Source organism: Massilia timonae CCUG 45783 (assembly GCF_000315425.1).
Classification (GTDB): domain Bacteria; phylum Pseudomonadota; class Gammaproteobacteria; order Burkholderiales; family Burkholderiaceae_D; genus Telluria; species Telluria timonae.
On record NZ_JH992925.1, the window covers coordinates 214348 to 236458 of the forward strand.

Annotated in this window: 18 protein-coding genes; 4 read left to right on the forward strand and 14 right to left on the reverse strand. The window is 67.8% G+C overall.

Going from position 1 to position 22111, the window contains the following annotated elements:
• The 3 genes from HMPREF9710_RS26710 to HMPREF9710_RS21225 form a co-directional block, all read left to right on the forward strand.
• On the forward strand, positions 1–1384 hold a 1384-nt coding region (locus HMPREF9710_RS26710), incomplete at its 5' end, for an energy transducer TonB (protein ID WP_005669801.1).
• A gap of 229 nt (positions 1385–1613) precedes the next feature.
• The gene (locus HMPREF9710_RS21220; RefSeq protein WP_040777683.1) at positions 1614–2723 is read left to right on the forward strand and encodes a polysaccharide biosynthesis/export family protein; all 1110 of its coding nucleotides are present in this window, start codon (positions 1614–1616) and stop codon (positions 2721–2723) included.
• Positions 2724–2756: 33 nt separating this feature from the next.
• Positions 2757–5030, forward strand: a complete 2274-nt coding sequence (locus HMPREF9710_RS21225) for a polysaccharide biosynthesis tyrosine autokinase (protein ID WP_005669805.1) — start codon at positions 2757–2759, stop codon at positions 5028–5030.
• A 914-nt stretch (positions 5031–5944) separates the two neighbouring features.
• On the opposite strand, the gene HMPREF9710_RS26715 is transcribed toward HMPREF9710_RS21225, so the two are convergent.
• The 7 genes from HMPREF9710_RS26715 to HMPREF9710_RS21260 are packed head-to-tail and all read right to left on the reverse strand — an operon-like array spanning position 5945 to position 12317.
• Positions 5945–7144 carry an acyltransferase family protein gene (locus tag HMPREF9710_RS26715; protein WP_005669806.1) on the reverse strand — a complete coding sequence of 400 codons (1200 nt, stop codon included), beginning with the start codon at positions 7142–7144 and terminating at the stop codon, positions 5945–5947.
• A gap of 22 nt (positions 7145–7166) precedes the next feature.
• The gene (locus tag HMPREF9710_RS21235; RefSeq protein ID WP_051205155.1) at positions 7167–7781 is read right to left on the reverse strand and encodes a hypothetical protein; all 615 of its coding nucleotides are present in this window, start codon (positions 7779–7781) and stop codon (positions 7167–7169) included.
• Positions 7782–7783: 2 nt separating this feature from the next.
• Positions 7784–8374, reverse strand: a complete 591-nt coding sequence (locus HMPREF9710_RS21240; protein ID WP_005669810.1) for a sugar transferase — start codon at positions 8372–8374, stop codon at positions 7784–7786.
• Complete coding sequence (locus tag HMPREF9710_RS21245) at positions 8371–9588, reverse strand: DegT/DnrJ/EryC1/StrS family aminotransferase (RefSeq protein ID WP_005669812.1); 1218 nt, start codon at positions 9586–9588, stop codon at positions 8371–8373. Before HMPREF9710_RS21245 ends, HMPREF9710_RS21240 begins: the two co-directional genes overlap by 4 nt.
• Complete coding sequence (locus tag HMPREF9710_RS21250; RefSeq protein WP_040777862.1) at positions 9581–10873, reverse strand: glycosyltransferase family 4 protein; 1293 nt, start codon at positions 10871–10873, stop codon at positions 9581–9583. The genes HMPREF9710_RS21245 and HMPREF9710_RS21250 overlap by 8 nt, the downstream gene beginning before the upstream one ends.
• Positions 10874–10893: 20 nt before the next feature.
• Positions 10894–11676 (reverse strand): hypothetical protein, encoded by a 783-nt coding sequence (locus tag HMPREF9710_RS21255; protein WP_005669815.1) that lies wholly within the window; start codon positions 11674–11676, stop codon positions 10894–10896.
• Positions 11673–12317 (reverse strand): hypothetical protein, encoded by a 645-nt coding sequence (locus HMPREF9710_RS21260; RefSeq protein ID WP_157225688.1) that lies wholly within the window; start codon positions 12315–12317, stop codon positions 11673–11675. Before HMPREF9710_RS21260 ends, HMPREF9710_RS21255 begins: the two co-directional genes overlap by 4 nt.
• 241 nt (positions 12318–12558) lie before the next feature.
• On the opposite strand from HMPREF9710_RS21260, the gene HMPREF9710_RS21265 reads away from it, so the two are divergent.
• Positions 12559–13893, forward strand: coding sequence for an IS4 family transposase (locus HMPREF9710_RS21265; RefSeq protein WP_040775003.1), 1335 nt, complete (start codon positions 12559–12561; stop codon positions 13891–13893).
• A 98-nt stretch (positions 13894–13991) separates the two neighbouring features.
• Here the strand turns inward: HMPREF9710_RS21265 and HMPREF9710_RS21270 are convergent, their stop codons facing one another.
• From HMPREF9710_RS21270 to HMPREF9710_RS21300, 7 genes are read right to left on the reverse strand one after another with little or no spacing between them, the layout of a single operon-like run.
• Positions 13992–15185, reverse strand: a complete 1194-nt coding sequence (locus HMPREF9710_RS21270; protein ID WP_040777686.1) for a glycosyltransferase — start codon at positions 15183–15185, stop codon at positions 13992–13994.
• Complete coding sequence (locus HMPREF9710_RS21275; RefSeq protein ID WP_005669820.1) at positions 15091–16479, reverse strand: O-antigen ligase family protein; 1389 nt, start codon at positions 16477–16479, stop codon at positions 15091–15093. The genes HMPREF9710_RS21270 and HMPREF9710_RS21275 overlap by 95 nt, the downstream gene beginning before the upstream one ends.
• Positions 16476–17723 (reverse strand): lipopolysaccharide biosynthesis protein, encoded by a 1248-nt coding sequence (locus HMPREF9710_RS21280; protein ID WP_005669822.1) that lies wholly within the window; start codon positions 17721–17723, stop codon positions 16476–16478. Before HMPREF9710_RS21280 ends, HMPREF9710_RS21275 begins: the two co-directional genes overlap by 4 nt.
• Positions 17720–18943: a DegT/DnrJ/EryC1/StrS family aminotransferase gene (locus HMPREF9710_RS21285; protein WP_005669824.1), complete on the reverse strand. Its 1224-nt coding sequence runs from the start codon at positions 18941–18943 to the stop codon at positions 17720–17722. Before HMPREF9710_RS21285 ends, HMPREF9710_RS21280 begins: the two co-directional genes overlap by 4 nt.
• A gap of 3 nt (positions 18944–18946) precedes the next feature.
• Positions 18947–19609: an acyltransferase gene (locus HMPREF9710_RS21290; protein ID WP_005669826.1), complete on the reverse strand. Its 663-nt coding sequence runs from the start codon at positions 19607–19609 to the stop codon at positions 18947–18949.
• Between the two features lie 2 nt (positions 19610–19611).
• Positions 19612–20673 carry a Gfo/Idh/MocA family protein gene (locus HMPREF9710_RS21295; protein WP_005669828.1) on the reverse strand — a complete coding sequence of 354 codons (1062 nt, stop codon included), beginning with the start codon at positions 20671–20673 and terminating at the stop codon, positions 19612–19614.
• 60 nt (positions 20674–20733) lie between these two features.
• Positions 20734–22062, reverse strand: coding sequence for a nucleotide sugar dehydrogenase (locus HMPREF9710_RS21300; RefSeq protein WP_005669830.1), 1329 nt, complete (start codon positions 22060–22062; stop codon positions 20734–20736).
• Positions 22063–22111: the final 49 nt, after the last annotated feature.

Genomic DNA, 22111 nt, shown 5'->3' on the forward strand with positions numbered 1-22111 from the left:
GCCGCCGATCGTCCAGGCCGAGGCGCGTCCACCGGCCCAGGCCCGGCGGCCGAAGCGCACCAAGCCGCCCGCGCCGAAGCGCAGGCTGCGCGAGGTGCCGCCCCCGGTGATCGTGGCCGCCCCGGATCCGGAATCGGAATTTACCGTTCCCGTGCCCTTGCCGGACGTCGTCCCTGAACCGGCGCTCGATGCGCCGGCGCTGGCCGACGCGGTCGCACAAGAACCGCCGGCGGAGCCGGCCGAGTTGCCCGACCCGGGTCCGGATCTCGTTGCGCAGGCGGCCGAGGAAGAACGCCAGCGCCTGTCGGCAGAGCAGCAGGAGCTGGAACGGCTGGCCCAGGCCGAGCGTGAAGTCGCCGAGCGCCTGGCGCAGGAAAGGGTCGAACAGGAGCGGCTGGAACAGGAGCGGCGCGAGCAGGAGCGCCGTGTGGCCGACGACGAAGCCCGGATCGCGCAACTGCGCGAGGCCGAGCGTTTGCAGGCCCGGGAACAGGCCGCGCGCGAGCAGGCCGAGCAGCGGCTGGCGCAGCAGGCCGCCGAGCAGGCGCTGCAAGAGCGGATGCAGGAACAGGCGCTGGCGCGCCAGCGCGCCGAAGAAGACGCGCTGCGCCAGGCGCAGATACAGGAACAGGAGCAGGAGCGCGCACGCCAGGTGGCGCAACAGCAGGCGGAGCAGCAAGCGCAACAGCAGGCGCAACAGCAAGCGCAACAGCAAGCGGAGCAGCGGGCGCGCGCCGAGGCCGAACGCCTGGCCCGCCAGCAGGCGGAAGACGCGGCGCGCCAGGCGGCGGCGCAGCGGATGCAGGCACAGGCGCCCGCTCCCGGCGCGGGCGCGGCGGCCATGGAATCGATGCCCGTCGGGCCGGGGCAGGGCGCGGGGCGTGGCGCCGGCAGCGGCGGCGGCAGCCAGCCCGGCGCCGGATCGCTGGCCGGCTTGCCCGGCAATCGCGCGCGTGAGCTGCTGCGCGGCGTGACCATCCCCAACGTGAATGCGCCCGCCACGCCGGCCGAGCGCGCCATGGGCGGGCGCCGGGTGCTGGCCGACGGCGGCGAGCGTGACGCGCCGCTGCGCCTCTATGTCGACAGCGTGCGCCAGAAGCTGGAGCGCAACGCGGTGCTGGGAGGCGCGCGCCTGTCGCTGCACGACGTGCGCATCGATCCCCTGGTCAGCGTGTCGCTGCGCAGCGACGGCAGCATCGACGACGTCACCATCATCCGATCGAGCGGGCGGGCCGACATGGACGACGCGGTGCGCCGCTTCGTGCGCCTGAATGCCCGCTATTCCGCGTTTCCGCCGAATGTCGCCGCACGATTCGACATCATCGAGATCCGCCGCATCTGGCGCTTCGCCGATGGGCTCAAGCTGATCGAAGAGATGCGCTGAGCCCTGTGCGAAGCCCGCCACGCAGTTGCCCGTCGCACCCGACCTGACGCCGCCGTTCGCCATTTGATGCGCTGCAAAGCCAAGCCCGATGGACGCCGTACTCTGAACTGAATCGTTCACCTACTGCGACTATTTTTGATAGGCAACAATCATGGCTCGGCTTCGTTCAGTTGCAATAAGGGATTTGTTGCGGGTTCTACGGTGTGGACCGCAGTCGCCTCGCGCGCCAGTGTCTGCGTTCACCATCGCCCTGCTGCTTGCGCTATGTCTCGCCCTGTCGGCCTGTGCGACCGGCATCGGGTTCGGCGACGCAGCGCGCTCCGGCGGTCCCGGCAATGCGTCGGCGCCCACCGCCGAGCTGATCACCGAAACCCTGATCGAGCAAGAGCGCGCGGCGCAGGCCAGCGTCGCCCGGCAAGACCTCACACCGCTGTTCGTGTCCCGGCCGCCGCCTTACACCATCGGGCGCGGCGACATCCTGTCGATCGTGGTCTGGGACCATCCCGAGCTGGCCGCCGGCGGCATGACCATGGCCACCTCGGCGGCCGACAGCGGCGTCGTCCAGCCGAACGCGACGCCGCCCGGCTTCGTCGTCGACCACCAGGGGCGCATCCAGTTCCCCCTGATCGGCCTGCTCAGCATCGACGGCAAGACCGAGGAAGAAGCGCGCGCCCTGCTCACCGGCAAGCTCGCGCGCTATATCGCCAATCCGAACGTCACCCTGCGCGTGCAGGCCTACCGCAGCCGCCGCGTGTATGTCGACGGCGAGGTGCGCACGCCCGGCCTGCAGGCGATCGACGACATCCCGATGACGCTGGTCGAGGCGCTGAACCGCGCCGGCGGCATGCAGCCGGCGGCCGACCAGAGCCGCATCGTGATCGAGCGTGGCGACGACCGCTACCACGTCAACCTGCGCGAACTGGTGCAGAAGGGCGTCAATCCGGGCGCCATCCTGCTGGCCCATGGCGACGTCGTGCGCGTGCATTCGCGCGAGGAGAGCAAGGTGTTCGTGTCGGGCGAGGTGATCTCGCCGAAGGCGCTCACCATGCACGACGGCCGCCTCACGCTCAACGAAGCGCTGGGCGAGACCGGCGGCATCAGCCCCCTGAGCGGCGACGCGCGCCAGGTGTACGTGGTGCGCAAGGCGCAAGACCGCACGCGCGTGTTCCGGCTCGACGCGCGCGACTCCGGCGCGCTGGCGATGGCCGAGACCTTCGAGCTGCGGCCCAAGGACGTCGTCTACGTCGCCGCCTCGCCGCTGGCGAACTGGAACCGCCACCTGAGCCTGCTGTTCCCTGGCGCGTTGACGAATGCCGTCGGCGTCACGAATCGTCCCTGAGCAGCTGCCACCGCTGTCCCGAGGAGTCTCGCCATGACCAGCCCGCACGAGGCGCATTCGCTGAAACAGGTCTCGCACAGCCCGCCGGTGCTGTCGGTGCCGTTCGACCCACGCCCGCCCGAACCGTTGCCAGAAGAATCCACGGTCGACCTGAAAGGCTATCTCAATACCCTGTACGACAGCCGCTGGCTGATCGGCAGCATCACGGCGATCATCACGATCGTCGCCGTGCTGTATGCGCTGGTGGCCAACCCGGTCTACGAAGCGAACCTGATGATCCACGTCGAGGAAGAAAGTCCGAACGCCTCGAAGAACATCCTGAGCGAGGCGTCGTCGCTGTTCGAGACCAAGAAGGCGGCGATCGCCGAAATGGAGTTGCTGCGCTCGCGCATGGTGGTTTCGCGCGCGGTCGACAACCTGCAGCTGTACGTGGAGGTGCAGCCGAAGTACTTCCCGGTGCTGGGCTCGTGGTTCGCGAACCAGAACGGCGGCGCGCTGTCCAAGCCCGGGCTGTTCGGCTATGGCGGCTTCGTCTGGGGTGGCGAGCGCGCCGCGGTATCGGTCTTCGAAGTCCCCGACAATTGGCTCAACCGCGAGTTCGTGATCACCGCGCGCGCCAACAACCGCTATCGCTTTTCCGGAGGCGGCCAGCGCATCGCCTTCGACGCCAGCGTCGGCCAGCGCTACCGGGTGCAGACGCCGGACGGGCTGGTCGAGATCAAGGTCGACCGGCTGGTAGCCAATCCCGGCGCGCGCTTCAAGATCAAGCGGAAGTCGCGCCTGGGCACGATCCAGGGCATCCAGCGCTCCATGGTCATCACCGAGCAGGGCAAGCAGTCGGGCGTGATCGAGGTCAAGATGCAGGGCCAGGACGCCGACCGCATCAACAGCCTGCTGAGCGAGATCGGCCGTGAATACATGCGCCAGAACCTGGCGCGCAAGACCGAGGAAGCCGAGAAGTCGCTGGCTTTCCTGAACCAGCAACTGCCGATCCTGAAGCGCCAGCTGGAGCAATCCGAAGACCGCTATAACCAGTTCCGCAATGCCCACGGCACGGTCGACCTGCGCGAAGAAGCGCGCATGAGCCTGGCGCAGGCGGCGGCCGCGCGTGCGCGCCGCATGGAACTGATGCAGAAAAAGACCGAATTGCTGGCCCGCTTCACCGAAGACCATCCGGTGGTCGCCGCCGTCAATCGCCAGCGGCGCGAGGTCGATGCCGAGATCGAGGCGATCGCGGCCCGCATCCGCACCTTGCCGGTAATGGAGCAGGACGAGGCGCGCCTGACCCGTGACATCAAGGTCAACACCGACCTCTACACGGCCCTGTCGAACACGGCCCAGCAGCTGCGCCTGATCTCGGTTGGCCGGGTCAGCAACGTGCGCCTGGTCGATGCGCCGATCGAGCCCGAGCGGCCGATCAAGCCGAACCGGCCGCTGATCGTGGCGCTGGCGGTGGTCACCGGCCTGTTCCTCGGCACCCTGATCGCCTTTACCCGCAAGGCCATGCGCGGCGGGATCGACGACCCGGCCAAGATCGAGCGGCTGCTGCGGGCGCGGGTCGTGTATGCCTCCATTCCGCACAGCGGCAACGAGGACAAGCTCATGCGCAAGGTCAAGCCGGACGGCGGCCTGCCGCTGCTGGCCCAGGTCTTGCCCGAGGACCCCGCCGTCGAGAGCCTGCGCAGCTTCCGCGCCGCCTTGCGCTTTTCCATGCCGCACTTCAAGAACAACGTGGTCATGATCGCCGGCCCCACGCGCGGGCTGGGCAAATCCTTCGTGACCGCCAATTTCGCGGCGGTGATGGCGGCCAGCGGCATGCGCGTACTGCTGATCGACGCCGACCTGCGCAACGGGCACCTGCACCGCTACTTCGGCGTCGATCGCTCGCGCGGCCTGTCGCGGGCAATCGTGGGCGCCATGCCGGTCGACGAGGTCATCCACCGGAGCGTGCTCGATAACCTGGACTTCATTCCGACCGGAGAGTTGCCGACCAACCGTTCTGAGTTCCTGCTGCAACTGAACCTTGGTAATCTGCTCGAGCTGGTCAGTGAGCGCTACGACCTGGTGTTGCTCGACCCGCCGCCATTGCTGGCGGTGGCCGATGCGCTCATCATCGGCACCCATGCCGGCGCCGTGTTCATCGTGGCCCGCTCGGGTGTGACGACCGAGAACCACATCAACGAGTCGATCAAGCGCCTCAACCATGCCGGCATCTCGCCGCGCGGGGTGCTGTTCAACGACATGGCGCTGCGTCTGGGCGAATATCGCTCGCAGTACGGGACGGCGCAATTGGGGTACGCGGCCTGAGGGCGAGGGCTAGGGCGAGGGCTAGGGCGAGGGCGAGGGCAAGGGCAAGGGCAAGGGCAAGGGCAAGGGCAAGGGCAAGGGCAAGGGGGAGAGCGAGGGCGGCCGGCGTCCGGTTGCCATGATGTGCCTGCGGGGCCGTTTATGCTCGTGTTTGCCGGCTGCCACGCCGCAGGGGCTGGTGGGGCGAGATCGTTTCCTGAGAGGTGTGGTGCGTCCATTCCTGGTGACGAAGGCGCCGCATCCGGGCTGTCATGTCCCGTGTCGCATCGACAGGCATCGCGGAGCGAACTCTAGCCCTATCCCGGTGTCTGATGACGCGTACTCTTGCAAGAGGCACGCCATCATATGACTCATCTTTGCCGCGAAAACCATGCGACAGAGATCGAAGACGTTGGATGTGCATGGCATGCGGTCAGTAACGAGGTGGCATATGAACCACGGCACGCCACCATCACTCCTGCAGCGAGAACGGCGCTACCCGTGGCGAGTCTGGCCGTGACGTCAGATACTGCGGCCGAACCTTGTCGGCGGGAGGCGGGAAAGTCACGCCCGTCAGATACCAACGCGGTCAACTGGACGGCTCGGGCAGGAAGAGGACGCTGAGCACATTTGCCCACATCTTCGATAGCAGCTTGCATTGACCATGCCGCATCGGGTGCGCCGCAGTGGGCAAAGCGCAAGAGGCCCGGCGGACCTGACATACCTGGCGCATCGCGGCGCAAGTACGGCATCTTTTTCATCAGGCGGCGTACCGGCCAGCGAGCGTTCCAGCTCGCGATTGCGCCGGCCAGCGACTACTGCGGCTTGCAAATACACTGGCCAGCGAGTGCACCGGTCAGCGCACTCACTGGCCAGCGCACGCACCGACCAGCGCAGGCACCGGCGGGCGCACTCACTGGCCGACACCGGCCCACTCAATCCGGCGACAGGACCGTGACGGAGGGACGGTTGGTGCGTGGAGCGAGCAGCCAGTCCTTCATCGCCCGGCGGATGCGGAAGGTATTGCGCTCGAAGGCCAGGTAGAACACATAGGCGAAGCCGACCAGGCCCAGCAGAAGCGCGCCGTACCAGAGGTAATCCAGCGTCACGAAGGGATCGAGCTGTTCGCGTCCGAACGTCTTGCCGCCGATGTGGATCGCCAGGAAGATCAGCGGCAGGTGGGTGACGTACAGGGTGAACGAGAACTCCGAGAAGAAGTTGGCGATGTGATTGATGCGCAGGAAGCGCGACGCGGAAGGATCGACCCGCTGGTGCAGCGAGGACAGCAATAGCAGCAGGGGGACGCTGCAGATCATGTCTTGCACGAAGGATTCCGGCACCAGTTCGTTATTGCTGCCGGTCAGGCGGTAATAGCTGAACAAGCCCACCGTCAGCAAGCCCAGCACCACGCGCAAGCCGTTCCCGCAATGCAGCTCGATGCGCGAGAATGCCGCGCCCAGCAGCCACAGCATGAAGTACATCGAGATCATCTTCGGCAGCACGATCACCAGCGCCACGAAGGCGGCCGCGCAGGCGAGCCGCTTCAAGCGGCCATGGCCGAACAGCACCAGGGCCAGCAGCGGGAACTGCACGTAGTACCAGGTCTCGTAGGTCAGGCTCCACAAGGCGTAGTTGCCGCCAAAATTAGGGACGAGGAAAGTCTGCAGGCCGAGCAGGTTGCCGACGAAGCTCGAGGCCGAGTAGTTATTCGACGGCGACAGATCGATCGCCCCGGGCTGCGCCACGCCGATGGCCAGGCCGATCAGCAGGATCAGCACCAGGGTCGGCAGCAGGACGGTCCACAGCCGGGTGACGCGGTCGATCGTGTAGTTGGCGAGGGCGCGCGGCTGGTGCAGGCGGTTCATCAGGCTGCCGCCGACGAGCCAGCCGCTGATCAGGAAGAACACGACCACCGCTTGATGGGCGAAACCGGTCACGAAGGCGAATACCTGGTAAGCGAAGGTCGGGTCTTGCAGCGAGCGCAGGCCCGGATAGATTTCGGAGCGTAGGTGGCCGGCGGCGACCTCGAGCGCGGCGACGCCGCGCAGCAGCGAGAGCGCCAGCGATTGCAGCGGATAGTCGTGCAGGTTGGACTGGGCCCGACAGCGGATCGTGGGAAGCGAGAGGGACGGCATGGTGAAACTCCTTTCTGCAGTGTTAGCAGGCATCCCAGGGATAGGGATGGCTGTTGCCCGACAGCGCCAGGGCCACCAGGATCATCCAGTAGCCGACGTGCGCGAATTCCATCAGCCAGGCGCCGACCGCGAAGACCGGCAGCGACCACCAGATCGCCGGCATTAGCCGGGCCCGCTCCAGGTCGCCGGACCAGGCTGCGCCGAGCAGGCTGACGCCGGCGCCCAGCAGCCAGCCACTGAGCGCCTCGGCGGTCGTATGCTCGCCCGTCGCCACCAGCAGCGCCGCGACGGCCAGGCCCAGCAGCAGGCCGAGTGCCAGGCCCACCCGCGCCGCGACCTGGCCCTGGCGTACCAGCAACACCCAGGCCGCGAACGGATAGAGCGCGCCGACCAGCGTCGCGTGGCCGCTGATCGCCTTGAACTCGAGCATGGAGAAATCGGTGCCCCAGCCCAGGTGCGCGATCTTGCTGCCGCCGACCAGCACCACCGCCGCGCCGAAACACGCGCCCCAGCGCAGCGCCGTGCGCCATGCCCCGGCGGCCAGCAACCATACCGCCAGCGCCGCTCCCAGCGGCAGCGCGACTTCGAGGTCGCCCAGGTGCAGCACGCGCAGCATCGCTTGATCGTCCAGTGACATGTTCAGCGAACGATCGCGGCCAGCGTGCGCAGGATGATCTTCATGTCGATCCAGAACGTCCGTTCGCGCACGTAGCGCACGTAGTAGTGCAGCTTGGCCGGCAGCACGGTGTCGATATAGGCGCGTTCCGGGTCGCCGGCGCGCGCCAGCACCGCGTTCTCGTCCTTGTAGAGGATCGAGGCCCAGTCGGTGATGCCGGGTGCGACCGACAGCACGATGCGGCGCAGCGGCTCCGGATAGTGGGCCACGTAGCGCGGCACTTCGGGCCGCGGCCCGACCAGGCTCATGCTTCCATTGACGACGTTGAACAGCTGCGGCAGCTCGTCCAGCTTGTAGCGGCGCAGCACGGCGCCGGCATGGGTGATGCGCGGGTCGGCGCCGACCGTGAGTTCGGGACCGCCGTCCAGTCTCTGGTGCATGGTGCGGAATTTATAGATCGTAAACAAGCTCGCGCCGCGCCCGACGCGCTGCTGGCGATACAACACCGGGCCCGGCGAATCCCATTTGATCCACAAGGCGATCGCGAGCAGCAAGGGCGACAGCAGCAGCAATCCCGCCAGCGACGCCGCCAGGTCGAACAGGCGCTTGCTCATGACAGCAGATCGTGCAGCGCCGCGATCACCCGCTGCTGGTCGGCATCGCCCATGCGGGTGTACAGCGGCAGGGACAGCATCGCCCCGAAGGCGGCCTCGGCGACCGGGAAGTCGGCCGCGCGCAGGCCGCAACTGCCGCGCCAGTAGGGCTGGCGGTGCAGCGGGATGAAGTGCACGCTGGTGCCGATGCCGCGTTCGGCCAGGTTGGCGATCAGCGCGTCGCGTTCACGCTGCGCCGTGCTCGCGCTGTCCGCGCCATCCGCCGCCGCGCGGTCCAGGCGCACCACGTACAGGTGCCAGGCGTGGGTCGAGCCGGAACCCGGCGCCGGGCGCGCCGGCAGGGTCAAGGGCAGCCCGGCCAGCGCCGCGTCGTAGCGCTCGGCCAGTGCGGTGCGGCGCTGCTGGAAGCGGTCGATCTTGCGCAGCTGCTCGATGCCGATCGCGGACGCGATATCGGTCAGGTTGTACTTGAAGCCGGCGGCGACCACCTCGTAGTACCACGATGGTGTGCGCGCGGTGTAGCGGTCGAAGGCGTCGCGGCTGATGCCATGCAGGCGCATGCAGCGGATCCGTTCGGCCAGGCGCGGGTCGCGCGTGACGACCATCCCGCCCTCGCCGGTGGTCATGGTCTTGTTGGCATAGAAGCTGAACACCGTCACGTCGCTGTCGAGCGTGCCCACCAGCCGGCCGCGGTGGCGCGTGGGGAAGGCATGGGCGGCATCTTCGATCACGCGCAGGCCGTGGCGGCGCGCGAGGCGGCCGATGGCGTCCATGTCGGCCGCCATCCCGGCGAAGTGCACGGCCACGATGGCGCGCGTGCGCGGCGTGATCGCGGCGGCCACCGCGGCCGGGTCCAGGTTGAGGGTGTGCGGGTCGGCATCGACGAACACCGGCCGGGCGCCGAGGTAGCGCACGACCTCGGCGCTGGCGGTGAAGGTCAGGGTCGGCACGATGACTTCGTCGTCCGGCCCGACGCCGGCCGCTTCCAGCGCCAGGTGCAGGCCGGCGGTGGCGGAATTGACGGCGATCGCCTCGACCTCGCCGCCGAGGTAGTCGCGAAAGGCCGTTTCGAAGCGCCGCGTGACGGGCCCGGTGGTGACCCAGCCCGAGCGCAGGCAGGCTTCGACCGCGCGGATCTCTTCTTCGCCGATGTCGGGCAGGGCGAAGGGCAGGAAAGTGTCGGCAGCGGAAGCGGATGCGGTGTGGTCAGGCATGGTGGGTCTCCTGTGCGAGTACGGCAAGGAAGCGTCGGGCCAGGACTGGATAGCTCAGCTGGTCCAGAACATGGCGCCGGCCGCGCTCGCCCAGCGCGCGGCGCGTGCGTGGATCGAGCGCCATCAGGCGCGCCAGTCCCTCGGCCAGGGCGGACGGATCGTCGGGCGCCACGCTGACGCCGCAGCCGGTTTCCGCCACCGGATCGTTGCCGGCCTCGACCGCATGCAGGACCGGGCAGCCCGCCATCATGTAATCCAGGAGCTTGTTGGGGGCGATGCCGAAGCGGTACAGCGGCTGGCGCCGCCACCCGAGGAAGGCGATGTCGAAGCGCGCCAGCAGGGCCGGGATGGCGCGCTTCGGGACCGGATCGACGAAGTGGACGTGGTCGAGCCCCAGCGAGCGCGCCTGGCGCCGCAGCCGCTCCTTCTCGGGCCCGGCGCCGACCAGGACGAAGGACAGCGGCCGCTGGCGCAGCAGGTGGGCGGCGTCGAGCAGGGTGTCGAGCGCATTGGCCAGGCCGTGGCTGCCGGCATAGCCGATGATCAATCGTCCCTCGGCATGCAGCCTGCCGAGCAGGGCAAGGATGGGGACGGCGGCGGGCGGCAATGGATCGGGCCAGCGGGATGGCGCATCCGCATGTGGCGGCGTGCCGGCGGCCGGCCATTCGTCCGGATCGACGCCGTTCGGGATCAGGTGCAGCTTGTGCGGCGCCATGCCGCGCGCCTCCAGGTGTTCGCGTACCCGGGGCAGGATCGAGACGATGGCGTCGGCGTGGCGGCAGGCGTGGTTCTCGGCCGCCTGGAGCAGCATGATGAACGGGTGGTGGCGCGAATGGCCGCCCAGTTCCATCGGCGACAGCGGCCACAGGTCGTGCACTTCGTGCAGCAGGCGCGCTCCCGCCAGGCGGGCGATCCGGTGCGCGGGCCAGATATCGAGCGGATAGGTGCTGGAGGCGATCACGGCTTGCGGCGCGAAGGTCTGCGCCAGGCGCGGCGCCTCGCGCCACAGGCGCGTCACGAAGGCCAGCATATTGCGCACGCGGCCGGCGCCGTTGCCGGCGTAGGCAGGGGTGCGCAGCCAGGTGTAGTGGATGCCGTCGATGTCCTCGCTCAGACGGGCGCGGCCGGCCATGGCGGGACCCTGGCGGCGCAGGTGCGAATGCGAGGCGGCCACGATGTGCACCCGGTGCCCGGCGCGTACCCATTCGCGCGCCAGGTAATAGGGGCGGTACTCCATGCCGTGGTGGACCGAGCCGGCGTAGTGGTTGATGAGCAGAATATTCATATGCAGATGCGTCATGCTCGTCATATGCGCCACGCCATTTCTTCGACCAGCCGGCGCCAGTTGCAGCGGGTGTTCTCGATCCAGTTGGTCTCCCATTGCACCGGGTGGGTGAGCATGCAGATGCGTTCGTAGTGGCCGAGGGCGGCGAAGGGCGACATCGGCGTGTAGTAGACGGGATGCTTGCGGTCGCTGATGTACAGGTCGAAGCCGCGCAGCAATTCGGCGTCGTAGGATTCGCATTCGATGCCGCAGCGGGTGCGCAGCGCGCGATCGCGCAGCAGCTCGTGGTTGATCACGTTCAGGCGGCGGTTGGCGAAGTCGCCGTGGCTGGCCACGGTGGCCAGCGGCGCGCCCAGGCGCGAGGCGATCTGGCCGATATTGCGCGCGAACAGCTCGCGGATCTCGGGAAAGCGCAGGCGCAGCTCGTCACCCTTGCGGATGCGGTGGCGCTTGGCGAAATCGGCGACCTCTTCGTAGTGGTAGCTGGCTTCGCTGCCGGCCCCTTCGATCTCGCGCATGAAGCCGTAGTCGAGGGTGCACAGGCGGAAGTAATAGCTGGCCCGTACCCCGTGGCGCGCCTCGAGCGCGAACATCTTCTTGGCCGTGCGCAGGTCGCTGTCGATGTCATGGCGGTGCACCAGCGTCTTGCGCGGCGCCTCCTGGCGGTTCAGGTTGCGGAAGAAGCTGCGTACCGATACCTGTGCGTAACCGGCGTCGTTCGCCGCCTGCAGCAGCGCCGCGTACTCGCCGAGGCGGCTGGGCATCAGGTAGTCGGCATACACCCGGTTGATGAACGTCTTCATTGCAGCGAATACTGCGCACGGTAGGGCTGGAAGCCCAGGATGGTCTTGAATGTCTTGAGGCCGGGCTGGGCGCCGAAGAAAGTGTCGTACATGACGTAGCGCACTTGCTGTTCGTCGATCAGGCGGCTGATGGTTTCCACCAGCAGCAGGTGCATGATGCCGTGGTTATTGCGATAGCCCAGCATTTGCGAAAAGGCGGCGAAATTGCCATAGATGCCCAGGCTCGCATATGCGACCAGTTTTCCCTGTGGATCGAGAATGCCGTGATGGCGGAAATGCGGCAGCGTGTCGAATGCCTCGCATTTCTCGGTATATTTATGGTCCATTGGCCGGCCTTGCCGCGTATCGAGCGAAGTATTGATGGCGTGGATGTCGTCGATATAATCGTTGCGGTCGATGTCGACGAAACGGTAGCCGCGGTTGCGCGCCCGTTTCGCGTGATAGCCGCCGTGGTTCTTGGCCTTGATCTGCTCATGGTAGGCATGGCGGTCGGCAAAGCGCGACAGGTCGATCAGCGCCGCGCCGACGGTCTTGGCGCGAATGATGCGAAAGCGCGGATGCGGCCGGGTAAATGCGCGGTAGGTGGTGCGGATATCCGCCGGATCGATATGCTCGTGAAAGCAGAGTTTTGCTACCGGCAAACTAATCGCTTGAATAAATGTATTGTAGTGTTGCAAGAACATATTCTCACCTATAAGTCTGCAATACACGATAAGGTGGATTGCCGTGCAATTCCTTGAAACCGATTAAATGCACCTCGTTATACACAAGTCCGCCAGCCTCACCACGCCGGCTGAAAATCCCGTTTACTTTCAATGACTTGCCAGCGCCCTTGTAAACCTTTGCAAAATCGCGTTTACTCTCGTCTTTTGCGTGGCGCAATTGGCGAGCAAATCGAAGGGATGGACCGATTCGGAGTTTGAGCAACTCGACCTGGGCGACGCGCGCCTGAACCGGCGAGCGAGGACACTGATGGAAACAATGGCGGGGGCACCGACGGCGAGCGTGCCAAAGGCCTGTAACGGCTGGGGTGAGACGATGGCCGCGTATCGCTTCTTCGACAATGACGGCGTCGACTGGCGGGCAATCCTGGAGCCGCACTGGCAGCAAACGGAACAGCGAATGGCCGAGCAGTCGGTGGTGCTGTGTCTGCAGGACACGACCGAACTGGACTTTAACGGACAGCAGGCGCGCGGCCTCGGACCGCTCAGCTATGAAGCGCAGCGCGGCATGTACGTCCACCCCACCTACGCGGTGACGACGGCGCGCGAGCCGCTGGGGATCCTGGACGTGTGGATGTGGGCGCGCGCGCTGCGCGACACCAACGGCCAGCGCGGCGGCCCCAAGGAAAGCCTGCGCTGGATCGAAGGCTACGAAAGACTGGCGGAACTGGCACCGCGCCTGCCCGCCACGCGCTTGGTGTATGTGGCCGACCGCGAGGCGGACATGCTGCCCTTGATGGCGCGGGCGCAGCAGCTCGACTGCCCGGTGGACTGGCTGGTGCGCGCCGCGCACAACCGCTGCTTGCCCAACAGCGAGAAGCTGTGGCCGCATGCCACGGAAGGCGCGCCGCTGGGGGAAATCGAGTTCGCGCTGGCCGCGCGGCCGGGCGCCAAGGCGCGCATCGTGCGCCAGCAGCTGTGGGCACGCCGGGTCGAACTGAACGCGGGCAAGGGCAAGGTGGTGACCGCCACATGCATCGTGGCGCGTGAACACGGCGCTCCGGCCGGCGTCAAGCCGATCGAATGGCGCCTGCTGACGAACCGGGTCGCCACCAGCGCGGCCGAGGTGGCCGAATTGATCGACTGGTATCGCGCCCGCTGGGAAATTGAAATGCTGTTCAATGTGCTCAAGAACGGCTGCAAGGTCGAGGAACTTCAGCTGGGCACGATCGAGCGCATCGAGCGCGCACTGGCGCTGTACTTGGTCGTAGCCTGGCGCATTGCCTATCTGGTACGCATGGGCCGTACCTGCCCGAACCTGGATGCCCACTTGTTCTTTGATCCCGATGAGATACGCGGCGCCTACTTGCTCAACAAATTACGCCCCCAGCCCAACCCGGCGTTAAACGAAGTAATACGCTTGATCGCCCGCGCGGGCGGCTTCTTGGGCCGAAAAGGTGATGGCGAACCTGGTGCCAAGACCCTCTGGGAAGGGCTGCGCGACGTGCGCGCCTCAGCTCTCACCCTTCAAGCACTACGCGAACTTGGAGACTGACGAGTTGTGTATAACGAGGTGGATTAAATGATGGGCACCGGCGCAGCATGAATTCATTTATGCCATCTCATGTATTTTTGGAAGTTCAGTGCTGGTTGCTAGGTCAGCTCCAGGCGGTGTGCCAATGGATGCCGGGTCAGGTCGGCATAAAATCGCACCAGCTTCTGCGCCTCGTTTTTCCAGTTATAGGTCTGCTCGACGGCACGTCGGCCATTCGCGCCCAGGCGCCGCGCCAGCGCTGGGTCTTGCGCCAGGCGGTCGATGGCGGCGGCGATCGCGGCCGGATCGCGCGGATCGACGCACAGGCCGCAATCGCTGGCCTCGACGATGGCGCGCCAGCGCGGGAAGTCCGACGCGATCACGGGGATGCCGGCCGCCATGTATTCGAACATCTTGACCGGCAGCGCATCGCGGTAGCTCGCGGTCGGCAGCAGGGTGACCAGGCCGGCGAACGCGTTTTCCATGACCCGGCCCACGCCGGCGCGGTCGAGGTGGCCGAGCGCGCGGACGCGGGCCCAGCCCGGCAGCAGCGCCACGTCGCGCGCAAGCGCCGGGTCGGCGAAGCCGCCGGCCAGGGCCAGCCGGACCGGGGTGCGCAGCAGGGCGCAGGCCTGCACCATCTCGCGGATCCCGCGGATCGCCGAGATGCTGCCGACGTAGCAGATATCGGTGCGCGCATCCCAGCTGCGCTCGGGAGAGAATTCTTCGGGCAGCGGATAGTTGGCGACGTCGATCGTTTGCGCATTGCAGTGCGCCAGCCGCTCGCGGATGGGGGGCGTGGCGGCCAGCAGGCCGTCGAGGCGGCTGCAGGCGTAGCGTTCATAGCGCGCGTACAGGCCCGCGATCGCGCGGGCGACGCTATGTGCCAGGTAGGGTTTGTCGAGCAACTGGGTCGGCACGTCCTCGTGGGCATCGAACACGACGCGCATGCCGGCGCGCCGCAGGCGCAGGCCGGCCGGCAGCAGTTCCGGGTCGTGCAACTGGTAGGCATCGGCATCGAACGCCAGCGCGCGCGCCGCGACCCGGCGCGTGGTCCACAGCATGCGGTCCAGGCGTCCCACGAGGGCGCCTGGACGGCGTCCCACGACGGCGCCTGGACGGCGTCCGGATGGCCCGCCGGCGCGTTTTCCGGCGTCGACGATCCGGACCCCGTCGCGCAGCTCGTCGCCCAGGCCGTCGGCCACCACCAGGATCACCTCATGACCGTGGCTGGCCAGCGTTCGGCATTGCTTGAAGAAGATCCTGGTGTCGTAGCGCGGGTGCGCCGAGGTCAGGTGGACGATGCGCGGCATGTTTCCTCTCGTAGGCATAGCGGCTGCAGGCGCCGAGGGTGGCGCTGAGCAGCATATCGGTGAAGTAGTGGGACGACAGCAGCAACAGCACGGTCACGCAGGCGAAAGCGAAAGCCAGCAGGAACAGCGGGCGCCGGCGCGCGGCGAAATACTCGTGGAAGAACATCGGCGTGATCGGGACGATGGCGAGCGCGGCCACATAGAGCATGCCGAACAGGCCCAGGTCGACCCAGGCCGACAGCACGTTGTGCGAGTAGTGGCCGGGCTTGTAGCTGCCATAGTCGCCCAGGATGGGATGGGCGGCGATCGATTGCACCGCATGCACGGTCAGTTGCTGGCGCTTGTTGGCCGAGGTCGAGTGCGACAGGTCGAACAGTTCGAGGATGCGGTTCGAGGGCAGGGAGGCCAGGATCTGGTCGAGGTAGAGGCCGATGGCGGCGGCGATGCACACGCCGGCCAGCACGAAGTACAGCTTGTGGCGCGAATAATAGAATTCGATCAGGGGGATCGCGAACAGCAGGGCCACGAACTCGCTGCGCGCGGTGTTGACGAACAGGGTGGCCGCGCCCACGGCATGCAGGACCAGGCGCAGCGGCAGGTTGCGCGTGAAGGTGACCACCGCGAGGTAGGTAAACAGGTAGGAGCGCGAGAAACCCTGGTAGGTGGCGAGCGAATTGGCATCCTTGGCGATGCCGAGCGCGCCGAGGTAGAACACGCCGTCGACCGAGTACGAGAACACGATGGTCGACATCCCTGCCAGGCTGAGCAGGCCAACCACGCGGAAGCGGCGGCTGTCGAAGTCGATGAAGCAGAACTGCAGGTAGACCAGTACCATGAACAGGATGGCCAGCATGTGGTAGGCCACGATGGCGCGGTTGGCGCCGGCCGCCGCATTGACCACCACCACGCCGACGAAGTACGCGAAGAAGACGCCGTAATGGACGTCGACCAGGGTCAGGCGCTGGGCCTCGCGTCGCATGCGGGCAAGGTAGACCAGGCACATCGGACCGGCAAAGGCCAGCGCCACCGGGGCGAAGTAGCCGCCCAGGAAGGCGCCGGTGGTGCCGGTGCCGAGCAGGGTATGGTAGAAGAAGAAGCCCGGGAACAGCATGAAGAAGCAGGCGATCATCAGCCACTGCTCGCGCCGGGCGCGCGCCGCGCCGCGCTGCCGGGCGGGGTCGCGCAGTAGCGCTTGCTGCCAGGTATCGGCCGCGCCGCCGGCATGCAGGGCCGAAGGCGGCGCCGAAGGCGGAGCGAGAGGCGGAGCGAGATGCGGCGTGGACGAGGGATTCATGCGGCGGCCAGCCCGTTGCGCGAGCAGTTCCAGGACATGTGCAGGTAGACCAGGTAGAGGCAGGAGTAGCCGATCACGTACCACAGCACGTTCTCGTGCACGCTGCCCGGCAGCAGGAAGGCGCCGAGGGTGGTGGCGAACAGCGTCACCTGCCACAGCAGGTCGGCCTTCTGGCGGCCGGCCACGAAGAACACATAGCTCAGCGGACTGGCGACGAAGTTCAGCAGGAACAGCGGCGCCATCAGCTGCGCCAGCTCGCCCGCCTCACGCCAGGAGGGGCCGAACACGGTGGCGAACAGGGTCGGGGCGAAGGCCATCAGCAGCAGCGCCGGGCCGATGCCCATCACCAGCAGCGCCTTGAAGGTATGGCGGTAGGTGCGGCTACAATTGCCGTGCTCGCGGAATTCGAGCACCGATTCGCGCTTGAAGACTTCGAGCACCGAGGCCGCCAGCAGCGACACCGGCGCCGACAGCACGCGCTGGGTGAGCGCGTAGAGGCCGGCGGCCAGCGCGCCGTGGCGCATCCCGATCAGGAACAGCGGCAACTGGCTGACGGCGCCGTTGAGCAGGTTGGACGGCAGCGAGTAGCGCCAGAAGGCCTGGTGGCGCCGCAGGTAGGCGCGCTGGTCGGGGTCGGGCAGGCAGGCGATGGGCGCGCGCGGCGGACGCAGCAGGCGGCGCGCGTACAGGTAGCCGGCCAGCAGGCCGCACAGGTGGCCGGCGATCAGGCCGGACCCGCCGAGGCCGACGTACAGCAGCGTGAGCTGGGTGAGGACGATGACGGCGGCCGCCACCACCTTGGCGCGCGCCGCCTTGCCGAAAGCGTTGTGCGAGGTGGCGTAGGCGAGCGTGGTCTGCATGCAGGCGATCAGCCAGGCGCCGGCGCCGATGGTGAGCAGGGCCGCCCATGGCAGGTGCAGGGCCGGTTCGAAGCCGGCCAGCCGCGCCGCGGTGGCGACCAGGGTCAGCAGCAATGCGGCGATGGTGGCGCTGTAGAACACGACCCGGAAGCAGGTGCGCTGGTGCTGTTCTTCGTGGTCGAGGATCATCGCCGCCTCCATGCGCAGGGTGGCGCCGATCGCCGACAGCGCGATCACGCCGAGCCAGACGCTGTAGGCGCCCAGCTCTTGCGGCGTGCACATGCGCGTCAGCAGCGGCGCCGCCAGCAGCGGCAGGGCCTGGGCGCCGAGGGCGCCACCGAGGACGGTGGCGACGTGACGCCAGAATGGCGGCAGTTGCCTCATGAAGTCGCGGCCGGCGTAACGGTCGTTGCGCAGGTCGAGGCAGTGGCTGAGGCGGCGGCGACAGCGGCGACAGCGGCGGCAGCCGGCGCGGGCGCCACCGCGTCCGTCGTGACGGCCGGCAGCGCGCCGCCAGTCTGGCGACAGGCTTGGAGCAGGGCCATGGCCACCCGCTGCACGCCGGCGTTGTCGAGGAACGGCCCCATCGGCAGGCTCAGGACGCGCCGGGCCAGTCCTTCCGCCACCGGATAGGCGTCCGGCGCCAGGTGGGCATAGGCGGCCTGGCGGTGGATCGGCACCGGATAGTGGACGGCGGTCGGGATGCCGGCGGCGGCAAGCTCGCCGCGCACCCGTTCGCGGTCGTCGACCAGCACCGTGTACTGGGCGTGGACGCTGCTGCGGTCGTTGCGCACGGCGAGGACGGGAATATGGTGGCGCAGCAGGGCGTCGTAGGTGGCCGCGGCGCGCTGGCGCTGCCCGACTTCCCATTCGAAGCGTTCGAGCTTGGCCAGCACCACGGCGCACTGCAGGGTGTCCATGCGTCCGCCCACGCCCAGCCGGGCGTGCACGTAGCGGTGCGACTGGCCGTGGACACGGATTTCGCGCATGGCCTGGGCGAGGGTGTCGTCGTCGGTGAACAGGGCGCCGCCGTCGCCATAGCAGCCCAGTGGCTTGCTGGGGAAGAAGCTGGTGCAGCCGATCGTGGACAGGTGGCAGCTCTGGCGCCCGCGGTAGGTCGCGCCGAAGCTCTGGGCGGCGTCCTCGATGACGGCGATGCCGTAGGGTTCGGCGATGGCGTTGATGGCGTCCATGTCGGCCGGCTGGCCGTACAGCGAGACCGGGAGGATGGCGCGCGTGCGCGGCGTGATGCGCTCGGCGACCAGGCGCGCGTCGATGTTGCCGGTGGCGGCTTCGACGTCGGCGAACACCGGGGTGGCGCCCACCAGCATCACCGCTTCGGCCGCGGCGATGAAGGAGAACGGGGTGGTGATCACCTCGTCGCCGGCCTTGATGCCGAGCGCCATCAAGGCGATGATGAGGGCCTCGGTGCCGGACGACACGGTGATGCAGTGGCGCGCGCCGGTGCGGGCCGCCAGGCGCGCCTCGAGCTCGGCGACTTCGGGGCCGAGGATGTACTGCCCGTGGTCGAGGACGGCCTGGATGCGGCTGTTGATCAGCTCGCGCGAGGCGAGATACTGGGATTTCAGGTCGATGAATTCCATGGATTATCCTCGTGCGGCGTTTTGGCTCGGGCTTGGATTCGGGTCGCTGGCCGTCAGGTCGCGCGCGCCTGACGGGCTGCCAGCCGGGCCGTCGGCCGAGCTGCAGGCGCCGTCTTGCAGAATGTAGGATTCGCCGGAAAGCGGGCAGCGGGCTGCGCCGTTGCCGCGCAAAGGCAGGGCCAGGCGGTCGCCGGAACGGCTGACCCAGCCGATCTGGCGCGCCGGCACGCCCGCCACCAGCGCATGCGGCGCGACGTCGCGGTTGACCACGGCGCCGGCGGCAACGAAGGCGTACTGGCCGATCGTCACCCCGCACACGACGGTGGCGTTGGCGCCGATGGTGGCCCCGCGCCGCACCAGGGTGCGCCGGTATTCGTGCTTGCGCGGCACCGCGGCGCGCGGGTTGTAGACGTTGGTGAACACCATGCTGGGACCGCAGAAGACATCGTCTTCGAGCGTCACGGCGTCGTAGATCGACACGTTGTTCTGGATCTTGACCCCGTTGCCGATGCTCACGTCGTTGCCGACGAAGACGTTCTGGCCCAGCGAGCAGGCGGCGCCGATGCGCGCGCCGGCGCAGACGTGGGCGAAATGCCAGACGTGGGTGTCATCACCGAGCTGGGCGCCGCGGTCGACGATGGCGCTGGAATGGATGATGATGGCCATGGTCAGTACTCCAGCGGCAGGGCGACGCGGCGGCCGTCGCGCGCCGAGCGGTAGGCGGCGACCAGCACCTCGAGCGACTTCAGGCCCTCGCGGCCGTCGGTCTCGGGCTCGGCCTCGCCGCGCAGCACGCGGATCACGTTGTCGTAGTAGAGCGGATGGCCGAAGCCATAGACCGAGGTGGTCTGGTAGCTGGCATCAGCCACCAGGGCGTCGTCGGGATCGCCTTGCGCGAATTCCCATTGCTGGACTTCGTTGACGGCGACGCCGCCGATGCGCGCGCTGCCATGCTCGCCGAGGATGGTGATCGAGCCTTCGAGGTTGCGCGGCCAGGTCAGCATGGTGACGTTCATCGAGCCCAGCGCGCCATTGCGCCAGCGCAGGCTCATCACCCCGGTGTCCTCGACCTCGATGTCGCGCGCCAGGGTGGCGGTATAGGCTTGCAGGCTTTCGATCGGGCCGACGATCCATTCGAGCAGGTCGACGTAGTGGCTGGCCTGGTTCATGAAGGCGCCGCCGTCGAATTCCCAGGTGCCGCGCCAGCCGGCGCTGCGGTAGTACTCGTCGGGGCGGGTCCAGAACACATTGAGGTTGACCATGTAGATGCGGCCGAAGCGCTTCTTGTCGACCGCGCGCTTGAGCAGCTGCAGGGTGGCGTTGCGGCGGTTCTGCTTGACCACGAACAGCCGCACCCCGGCCTCGTCGGCGGCGGCGACCATGCGCTTGCCGTCTTCCCAGCGCGTGGCCATCGGCTTCTCGGTGATCACGTGGCGGCCGGCCGCGGCGATGCGGATCGCCTGGCCCGGGTGCAGCCCGGACGGGGTGGCGAGCACGAAGGCGTCGGCGTCGAGCTCGGCCAGCATGCGGTCGAGGCTGGCATACGGGCGGGCGCCGGTGATGCCGGCCGCTTCTTCGCGCGCGCGCGGGTCGATGTCGCAGACGCCGGCCAGCTCGCAGCGGTCGGCGTGCTCGCGCATGGCGTTCATGTGGTTGCGGGCGATGCGGCCGCAGCCGACCAGGGCGAAGCGGATCTTGCGGTCGAGGATGGGGGGAGGGTAGTGGCGCATGCGGGCTCCGGGCGTGGCGGTGGGATCGATGATGTGGGACATGGACGATCGGCCGGCCGCTCAGGCCTGCACCACGTTCGGCAGCCGGTTCGGGTAGACGCCGCGGGTGTCCACGATCAGGTTGGCGTACTGGCGCACCAGGTCGTAGTCGAAGGCGCTATGGCTGGTGGCCAGCAGCACGACATCGTAGGACGCGAGCGAGGAAGGGCTCAAGGGCACGCTCGACAGTTCGAAGCGGTGCTCGCGCATGCGCGGGAAGACCGGGACGTGCGGGTCGGAATAGTCGACCGCGGCGCCGCGCGCGCGCAGCAGCTCCATCAGCGCCACCGAGGGCGATTCGCGCATGTCTTCGACGTCCTTCTTGTAGGAGATGCCCAGCACCAGGATGCGGCTGCCCATCACCGCGCGGCCGCGCTCGTTGAGGGCGTCGGCCACCTTGCCGACCACCCAGCCCGGCATGTCGCTATTGATCTCGCCGGCCAGTTCGATGAAGCGGGTGTGCAGGCCATACTGGCGCGCCTTCCAGGTGAGATAGAAGGGATCGATCGGGATGCAATGCCCGCCCAGGCCGGGGCCGGGGTAATACGGGGTGAAACCGAACGGCTTGGTGGCGGCGGCGCGGATCACTTCATGGATGTCGATGCCCATGCGGTCGGCGATGATCTTCATTTCATTGACCAGGCCGATGTTGACGGCGCGGTGGATGTTCTCGAGCAGCTTGGTCAGTTCGGCCGCGCGGGTCGAGCTGACCGGCACCACCGTGTCGATCGCGGCGCGGTACAGGGCCAGGCCGGCTTCGAGGCAGGCGCTGGTGGAGCCGCCGCATACCTTGGGGATGGTGCGGGTATGGAAATCGGGATTGCCCGGGTCTTCGCGCTCGGGCGAGAACACGAGGAACACGTCCTGGCCGACGCGCAGGCCGCGCGACTCCAGGCGCGGGCGCAGTTCTTCCTCGGTGGTGCCGGGATAGGTGGTGCTCTCGAGCGACAGCAGCTGGCCGGGCCGCATGTGCGGCAGCAGGGATTCGACGGTGCCGATCACGAACGACAGGTCGGGTTCGCGGTAGGCGGTGAGCGGGGTCGGAACGCAGATGATCAGGGCGTCGGCCTCGCCCGTGCGCGCGAAGTCGGTGCTGGCCATGAAGCCGGCGGCGCGCGCCGCCTCGATGGCGGGGGCGCCGATGTGGGCGATATAGCTGCCGCCGCGGTTGAGCCGCGCGACCTTGTCGGCGTCGACGTCGATCCCGAGGACGCGGAAGCCCTCGGCGGCGTAGCGCAGCGCCAGCGGCAGGCCGACGTAGCCGAGGCCGATGATGCCGATCACGGCATGGCGGTCGCGCAGCCGGGCCAGCAGCTGTTCCAGGTGAATTGATTGGTTCTCGTCTCGCATGGGTTTCCTCGACAGTGACGGTATGACAGCGGGTAGGACGGCAACGATG

Coding starts and splice junctions, on each gene's coding strand:
- HMPREF9710_RS21300 (WP_005669830.1), bottom strand. CDS start 22,062: ATGCGAGACGAGAACCAATCAATTCACCTGGAACAGCTGCTGGCCCGG.
- HMPREF9710_RS21225 (WP_005669805.1), top strand. CDS start 2,757: ATGACCAGCCCGCACGAGGCGCATTCGCTGAAACAGGTCTCGCACAGC.
- HMPREF9710_RS21250 (WP_040777862.1), bottom strand. CDS start 10,873: ATGAATATTCTGCTCATCAACCACTACGCCGGCTCGGTCCACCACGGC.
- HMPREF9710_RS21285 (WP_005669824.1), bottom strand. CDS start 18,943: ATGGAATTCATCGACCTGAAATCCCAGTATCTCGCCTCGCGCGAGCTG.
- HMPREF9710_RS21235 (WP_051205155.1), bottom strand. CDS start 7,781: ATGTCACTGGACGATCAAGCGATGCTGCGCGTGCTGCACCTGGGCGAC.
- HMPREF9710_RS21295 (WP_005669828.1), bottom strand. CDS start 20,673: ATGCGCCACTACCCTCCCCCCATCCTCGACCGCAAGATCCGCTTCGCC.
- HMPREF9710_RS21255 (WP_005669815.1), bottom strand. CDS start 11,676: ATGAAGACGTTCATCAACCGGGTGTATGCCGACTACCTGATGCCCAGC.
- HMPREF9710_RS21280 (WP_005669822.1), bottom strand. CDS start 17,723: ATGAGGCAACTGCCGCCATTCTGGCGTCACGTCGCCACCGTCCTCGGT.
- HMPREF9710_RS21290 (WP_005669826.1), bottom strand. CDS start 19,609: ATGGCCATCATCATCCATTCCAGCGCCATCGTCGACCGCGGCGCCCAG.
- HMPREF9710_RS21245 (WP_005669812.1), bottom strand. CDS start 9,588: ATGCCTGACCACACCGCATCCGCTTCCGCTGCCGACACTTTCCTGCCC.
- HMPREF9710_RS21240 (WP_005669810.1), bottom strand. CDS start 8,374: ATGAGCAAGCGCCTGTTCGACCTGGCGGCGTCGCTGGCGGGATTGCTG.
- HMPREF9710_RS21275 (WP_005669820.1), bottom strand. CDS start 16,479: ATGAATCCCTCGTCCACGCCGCATCTCGCTCCGCCTCTCGCTCCGCCT.
- HMPREF9710_RS26715 (WP_005669806.1), bottom strand. CDS start 7,144: ATGCCGTCCCTCTCGCTTCCCACGATCCGCTGTCGGGCCCAGTCCAAC.
- HMPREF9710_RS21270 (WP_040777686.1), bottom strand. CDS start 15,185: ATGCCGCGCATCGTCCACCTGACCTCGGCGCACCCGCGCTACGACACC.